This is a genomic window from Mesorhizobium sp. M4A.F.Ca.ET.090.04.2.1 (assembly GCF_003999085.1).
Classification (GTDB): domain Bacteria; phylum Pseudomonadota; class Alphaproteobacteria; order Rhizobiales; family Rhizobiaceae; genus Mesorhizobium.
This window is the reverse complement of the sequence record NZ_RZOT01000591.1, coordinates 1-3546: the sequence shown is the minus strand read 5'-3', so window position 1 is coordinate 3546 and position 3546 is coordinate 1. Positions and strand designations below refer to the sequence as shown.

Below are 3546 nucleotides of genomic sequence, written 5' to 3'. Positions count from 1 at the left end.
GATCAGGGCGGCGCTGCTGGTCGTGCTGCTGGTCGCCTCGGGTCACTTTGCCGGCTTCACCTATGTGCGCCCGTATCTCGAGGTGGTTCCGGTGCTGCCGATCGAGACGATCTCGCTGGTGCTGCTCGGCTACGGCATCGGCGGCTTCTTCGGCAACTTCGCCGGCGGCTTCATGGCCGAGCGCAACCTGAAGGCCGCGGTCGCCCTGGCGCCGCTGCTGATTGCCGTGTCGGCGCTGGTGCTGCTCACCCTTGGCGCCTCGCCGGTGACGGCGGCGATCGCCGTCGCCGCCTGGGGCTTCGCCTTCGGCGCGGTGCCGGTCGGGCTGCAGACCTGGCTGGTGCGCGCGGCGCCGGACGAGGCCGAAAGCGCCGGCGGGCTGATGGTCGCCACGTTCCAGGTGGCGATCGCGCTCGGCGCCGTCTTCGGCGGCCTGCTGGTCGACCATGCCGGCGTCGCCAGCGCCTTCGCCTATTGCGGCATCGCAACGCTGCTGGCGGCCCTGGTGGCGGTGCTGATGGGGCCGAAGCGCGCGGGCTAGCCAGCCCCCGCGCGATCATCCTACATCGGCCCGGCAGCCGCCCGGGCCGATGTCGCCGTGATCGCCGCCACGAAGCGCTCCAGGCTGTGCTCGACATAGGCGGTCAGGTCCATTTCGGGATCGAAGCTCCACCACAGCAGCGAGCCCTGCCAGTGCGACGCCATCAGCAGGCCGATGTCCTGAGGCATGCCGGGTATACCGGCGAAACAGTCGGCGAGCACCTTGCTTAGCGCCGCTTTCCAGGCGGCGCCACGTGCCCGCAGCACGGGATCGCGCAGGTCCTCGCGCAGCACCAGCAAACCTTCGGCATAGGATTCGATGTCGCCATAGCCGCTGGATAGACCACCCAACAACCGGATGGCCCCGGCCGGGGTCCTCGGCGTCGAGGCGGACAGCGCTTCGGTTTTCCGGTCGAGCCCATCCCAGGCATAAAGCAGCGTGCGTTGCTTCAGCTGCGCCTTGCTCCCGAAGCGCTGCACCAGCGTCGACCCCGATAGGCCGCATGCCCGCGCCAGCCGCTCGAAGGTCAGCGCCTCCGGGCCTTCGGCGTGCATCAGCCGGTAGGCGACCTCCAGCACCTGCTCGTCGGGTTGCGTTTTCGGCCGGGTCATCTTGACATCCATTTATAAACGAATGATCATTTATAAATTAGGAGCGCAGCAGGCGCCAGCCCTCGTTGTGGTGTTTTGGTTCGGGAGGTTTCGATGATGCTTGAAGGGAAGGTCGCCCTTGTCGCCGGCGCAACGCGCGGTGCCGGCCGTGGCATCGCGGTCGAGCTCGGCGCCGCCGGCGCCACCGTCTATGTCACCGGGCGCACGACGCGGACGCAACAGTCGGACTATGGCCGTCCGGAGACGATCGAGGAAACGGCTGAGCTGGTCACGGCGCAAGGCGGCAAGGGCATTGCCGTCCAGGTCGATCATCTGATTGCTGACGATGTGCGCGAACTGGTCGAGCGTATCCGTGCCGAGCAGGGCCGTCTCGATGTCCTGGTCAACGATCTGTGGGGCGGCGAGAAGCTGTTCGAGTGGAACAAGCCGGTCTGGGACCACGATCTCGAGAACGGCTTGCGCCTGCTGCGCCTGGCCATCGACACGCATCTGATCACCGCGCACCACGCGCTGCCGCTGATGATCGAGCGGCCGGGCGGGCTGCATGTCGAAGTCACCGACGGCACGGCCGAATACAATGCAGACCACTACCGGCTGTCGCCATTCTACGACCTCGCCAAGGTGGCGGCGACGCGCATGGCATGGGCGCACGCCAAGGACCTCGCGCCACATGGCGCCACGTCGGTCTCGCTGACGCCCGGCTGGCTGCGTTCCGAAATGATGCTGGAGGCCTTCGGCGTCAGCGAGGCGAACTGGCGCGACGCGACCGCCAAGGTACCGCATTTCGTCATTTCGGAGACGCCGCGCTTCGTCGGCCGCGCCGTCGTGGCGCTGGCCGCGGATCCGGAGCGGTCGCGCTGGAACGGGCAGTCGCTGTCCAGCGGCGGGCTGGCGCAAGTCTATGGCTTCACCGATCTCGATGGTTCGCGCCCGGATGCCTGGCGCTATGTCCCGGAGGTCCAGGATGCCGGCAAGCCGGCCGATGCGACCGGGTATCGCTAGAATTGCGCTAGGCCGAGCGACCGTCGAAGTCGAAGATCTGGACGGAGGCAAGGTCGATCCCGTCGAGGCAATTGATGTTGACATAGGCGCTGCGTTCGCTGCCGTCGCCGACGTCCTCGGCGAAGGGATGGATGCCGCAAAAGCGGCAGAAGCGATGGGCGATGGCGCCCTTGCCAAAGGTGTAACGGCCGAGGTCGTCGCCCCAGGCGAGCAGCCGCAGGTTCCGATGCGGCACCGCCCAGAGCAATGCCGCCTTGCGGGCGCAGATCGAGCAGTTGCAGCGCACGGCCCCGCCGAGCTCGCCTTCGACCTCGAACGCCACCTTGCCGCAGTGGCAGCCGCCTTTGTAGAGCATCGTTCCTTCTCCCCTTCGGCCCGGCAGTGCAAATATGCCTGATCCAACTCATTGTTGGAGCATGATCTTTCCGAAAACCGGTTCCCACTTCTCGGGATCATGCTCTAAAGACGCTGCAGCCTTGCGGAGTCCGACACCGAAAATGCAATCAGTCCGCGATCATCTCGAAATTCTGCTGTCGCGTCTCGCGACCCGCGCGAGCGACGAGTGCGTGTTCGTGCGACTGTACCCGGAGGCAGCGCGAGCAGCCGCCGACGCCAGCGATGCGCGGCGGAAGGCCGGCGTGACGCTCGGACCGCTCGACGGCACGATCGTCTCGATCAAGGACCTGTTCGACGTCGCCGGCGAGGCGACCACGGCCGGATCGCTGATGCTCAAGACCGCCGCGCCCGCCTTGCGCGACGCCGCCGTCGTCAGCCGGCTGCGCCAGGCGGGCGCGGTCATCCTCGGCAAGACCAACATGACCGAGTTCGCCTTCACCGCGATCGGTACCAACCAGCATTACGGCACGCCCGGCAATGCCACCGACGCCAGCCTGATACCGGGCGGTTCGTCCTCGGGCGCCGGCGTCTCGGTCGGCGAAGGTACCTGTGACATCGCCATCGGCTCCGACACCGGCGGTTCGGTGCGCATACCGGCATCGCTGAACGGCGTCATCGGTTTCAAGCCAACGGCGCGTCGGGTGCCGCTGACGGGTGCCTATCCGTTGTCCGCGACGCTGGATTCGATCGGACCGCTGGCGCTGAGCGTCGCCGCCTGTGCCGTCGCCGATGCGGTGATGGCGGCTGAGGAGGTGCCCCCGCTGCATCTGCCGTTGCCACTTGCCGGACTTCGTGTCGGTATCCCGCGCGGCGTTCCTTTCGAGGACACCGAAAGCGAGGTGGCGACCGCGTTCGAAAGATGCCTGGGCCAGGTCGAGCGGGCCGGCGCGCGGGTTGCGGACCTGTCGATCGACGACCTGCTCGCCGAGATGCGGGCGGCGACCAGGCGCGCGACGATCGCGTCAATGGAAGGCGCCGAGGCCCATGCCGACTGGC

At 67.4% G+C, this 3546-nt stretch carries 5 protein-coding genes; 3 read left to right on the top strand and 2 right to left on the bottom strand.

Annotated elements, in window-relative coordinates; translation table 11 throughout:
• The coding region (locus tag EN781_RS28725; RefSeq protein ID WP_145965683.1) for an MFS transporter at positions 1–541 on the top strand (541 nt) is incomplete at its 5' end.
• 20 nt (positions 542–561) lie between these two features.
• On the opposite strand, the gene EN781_RS28720 is transcribed toward EN781_RS28725, so the two are convergent.
• Complete coding sequence (locus EN781_RS28720) at positions 562–1152, bottom strand: helix-turn-helix domain-containing protein (RefSeq protein WP_189347911.1); 591 nt, start codon at positions 1150–1152, stop codon at positions 562–564.
• A 93-nt stretch (positions 1153–1245) separates the two neighbouring features.
• On the opposite strand from EN781_RS28720, the gene EN781_RS28715 reads away from it, so the two are divergent.
• The gene (locus EN781_RS28715; protein WP_126058208.1) at positions 1246–2154 is read left to right on the top strand and encodes an SDR family oxidoreductase; all 909 of its coding nucleotides are present in this window, start codon (positions 1246–1248) and stop codon (positions 2152–2154) included.
• A gap of 7 nt (positions 2155–2161) precedes the next feature.
• Here EN781_RS28715 and EN781_RS28710 read toward each other — a convergent pair whose 3' ends face one another.
• Positions 2162–2509: a GFA family protein gene (locus EN781_RS28710; RefSeq protein ID WP_126058209.1), complete on the bottom strand. Its 348-nt coding sequence runs from the start codon at positions 2507–2509 to the stop codon at positions 2162–2164.
• A 142-nt stretch (positions 2510–2651) separates the two neighbouring features.
• Between EN781_RS28710 and EN781_RS28705 the strand changes: the two genes are divergently transcribed.
• A partial coding sequence (locus EN781_RS28705; protein WP_127400563.1) for an amidase occupies positions 2652–3546 on the top strand: 895 nt, incomplete at its 3' end.